3 protein-coding genes are annotated in these 2,457 nt (G+C 71.7%); 2 read left to right on the forward strand and 1 reads right to left on the reverse strand.

The window, feature by feature from the left end; genetic code table 11:
* The first annotated feature begins 38 nt into the window (after positions 1 to 38).
* Together HUW62_RS46750 and HUW62_RS46755 are read left to right on the forward strand one after the other, a co-directional pair.
* Positions 39 to 1,031 carry a DUF1028 domain-containing protein gene (locus HUW62_RS46750; RefSeq protein WP_176438137.1) on the forward strand — a complete coding sequence of 331 codons (993 nt, stop codon included), beginning with the start codon at positions 39 to 41 and terminating at the stop codon, positions 1,029 to 1,031.
* 112 nt (positions 1,032 to 1,143) lie between these two features.
* Positions 1,144 to 1,386 carry a hypothetical protein gene (locus tag HUW62_RS46755; protein WP_163867938.1) on the forward strand — a complete coding sequence of 81 codons (243 nt, stop codon included), beginning with the start codon at positions 1,144 to 1,146 and terminating at the stop codon, positions 1,384 to 1,386.
* Here the strand turns inward: HUW62_RS46755 and HUW62_RS46760 are convergent.
* A complete protein-coding gene (locus HUW62_RS46760) occupies positions 1,383 to 2,099 on the reverse strand; it encodes an RNA methyltransferase (protein ID WP_163867939.1) in 717 nt (238 codons plus the stop codon). The genes HUW62_RS46755 and HUW62_RS46760 overlap by 4 nt on opposite strands.
* Positions 2,100 to 2,457 lie beyond the last annotated feature (358 nt).

Genomic DNA, 2,457 nt, shown 5'->3' on the forward strand with positions numbered 1-2,457 from the left:
CTCGCCCACCCTGCGCGTCCTCGCCCGCAGGAGCCGCCATGTCCCGACTCGCCGTCTGCCTCGTCCTCCTCTCACTCACCGCCGTGGCCGCCGAGCCTCCCTCCACCCCGCGCCGTCCCGTCCACACGTACTCCATCGTCGCCAGGGACCCCGTGACGGGAGACATGGGCGTCGCCGTCCAGTCCCACTGGTTCTCCGTGGGCTCCGCCGTGCCCTGGGCCGAGGCCGGCGTCGGCGCCGTGGCCACCCAGTCCTTCGTCGACCCGTCCTATGGCCGCCTGGGCCTCGAACTCATGCGCGCGGGACGCAGCGCGCCCGATGCCCTCAACGGCCTGCTCGCCGCCGACGCCGCCAACAGCGTGCGCCAGGTCGCCATGGTGGACGCGCAGGGCCGCGTCTCCGCGCACACCGGCAAGAGCTGCATCGCCGCGGCCGGCCACGTCGTCGGCGAGGGCTTCTCCGTCCAGGCCAACATGATGGACAAGGCCACCGTCTGGCCCGCCATGTCCCAGGCCTACCGCGAAGCCAAGGGCGACCTCGCCGAGCGCATGCTCACCGCGCTCGAAGCCGCCGAAGCCCAGGGCGGCGACATCCGGGGCAAGCAGTCCGCCGCCCTCATCGTCGTCTCCGCGAAGTCCACCGGCCGCCCCTGGATGGACCGCCGCTTCGACCTGCGCGTCGAGGACCACCCGGAGCCCCTCAAGGAACTCCGCCGCCTCGTCACCCTCCAGCGCGCCTACAACTTCATGAACGAGGGAGACCTCGCCCTGGAGCGCAAGGACACCGACGGGGCTCTCGCCGCCTACGCCTCGGCGGAGAGGCTCGCTCCCGGAAACGCGGAGATGATCTTCTGGCACGCCATCTCCCTCGTCGGCGTGGGCCGCGTGGACGCCGCCCTCCCGCTGCTCCAGCGCACGTACGCCGCGGACCCTCGCTGGCGGGAACTCGTCCTCCGGCTGCCCGCGGCCGGGCTCCTTCCGGACGACCCGAAGCTCCTCTCACGGCTGACCGGCCCCAAGCCCACGAAGTGAGCCGCTCAGGGAGCGAGCACCCGAGCGTTGGGGATTCTTCTCGGGGGGACAGCGGGCGCGAGCGCTTGTGGCCACCGAGCTCGATGGAGAGGTTCTCCTGACGAGGACACTCATGCGCTTCCCCCTGACCCCATTGCTCGCGTTGGTCGTCCCGTTCATGGCGCTGGCACAGGTGCCTCAGGACATGTCCCTGTCCCCCGCGGAATCCAGCGGCCCCAGCTACTGGTACTGGGTGGCCCTGCTCGTCATCGCCGCGGCCGTCTTCGCGTGGGTCGCGGTGCGCCTGTCGCGCAAGCACCGAGGCCCGCCCCCGTCGTCGTCGGCACGCCCCCGTCGCTCCGCCCGCACCCTCTAGGGGCCGCGCTTGCGCAGCGTGTGCAGCGCGGCCAGCCACAGCCGCGCCTCCTTGCGCGTGAGCCGTGAGCGGCGCAGGGGCGCGAACAAGTCCCTCAAGGCCGTGCGTCCCGGCTGCTCGTCGATGAGGAACCCACCCGAGCTGAGCACGCTCCCCAGCGTCGACTCCACCTGCGCCAGCTCCGTGTCCGTGGCCGCCACGGGCAGCGGACCCGGCGGCGGCGCATGCTCCGAGAGCGTGGCCACGCGGACCTCATAGGCATACAGCAGCACGGCCTGCGCCAGGTTGATGGACGGCTGCTCCGGCGCGGTGGGCACGGCGGACAAGTCATGGCACCGCTCCACCTCCGCGTTGGTGAGCCCGCTGCGCTCATCACCGAAGACGAGCGCCACCGTGCCCTGCGTCGCGCGCGCCACCAACTCCTCGCCCACCGCGCGTGGCGGCAGCCGTCGCTTGCCCTCCACCTTGCGCGAACTCGTCCCCACCACCCAGACGCAGTCGGCGATGGCTTCCTCCAGCGTGTCGGCGCGGCGGGCTCCATCAAGAACGTCCTCGGCATGGACCGCCAGCCGGCGCGCGGGCGTCAAATCCTCCACTTCGGGCGTCACCCACACCCAATCCGAGAGGCCACAATTCTTCAGCGCCCGAGCCGCGGCACCCAGGTTCTCCGCGTTGCGCGGACGCATCAGGACGAAACGGACAGGCGGCACCATGCGCGGGCCACCTTAGCGTCTTCCAGGGCGAGGGCCTGGGGCGTTGACCTGGGCACGGGCCCCTCCTATAGCGTGGCGGCATCGACCGCCAGGTGAGGACGCGGAGGCCACCGGGAGTGTGGCTCCGGGTACACCATGTGGGCTCGGGGACGCGTGGGGGTCGCGTTCCAGCCGTGGGCATTCGACCGCACCCCCCCTCGATTCCAGGCGTGCATGACGTCGGCACGTCACGTGAAGAACAGCTGGTACCTCCGGAGGAACCATGGGTTCGCAGTCCGCAGTCCTGACCACGCCGCATCGCGCGACACGCGCGGGCTGGCTCTTCGCCGTGCTGCTGGTGGGCACCTCGCTCGCGGGC

The sequence above is a fragment of the Myxococcus sp. AM011 genome (genome assembly GCF_013372595.1).
Lineage (GTDB): Bacteria > Myxococcota > Myxococcia > Myxococcales > Myxococcaceae > Myxococcus > Myxococcus eversor.

Coding starts and splice junctions, on each gene's coding strand:
- HUW62_RS46750 (WP_176438137.1), top strand. CDS start 39: ATGTCCCGACTCGCCGTCTGCCTCGTCCTCCTCTCACTCACCGCCGTG.
- HUW62_RS46755 (WP_163867938.1), top strand. CDS start 1,144: ATGCGCTTCCCCCTGACCCCATTGCTCGCGTTGGTCGTCCCGTTCATG.
- HUW62_RS46760 (WP_163867939.1), bottom strand. CDS start 2,099: ATGGTGCCGCCTGTCCGTTTCGTCCTGATGCGTCCGCGCAACGCGGAG.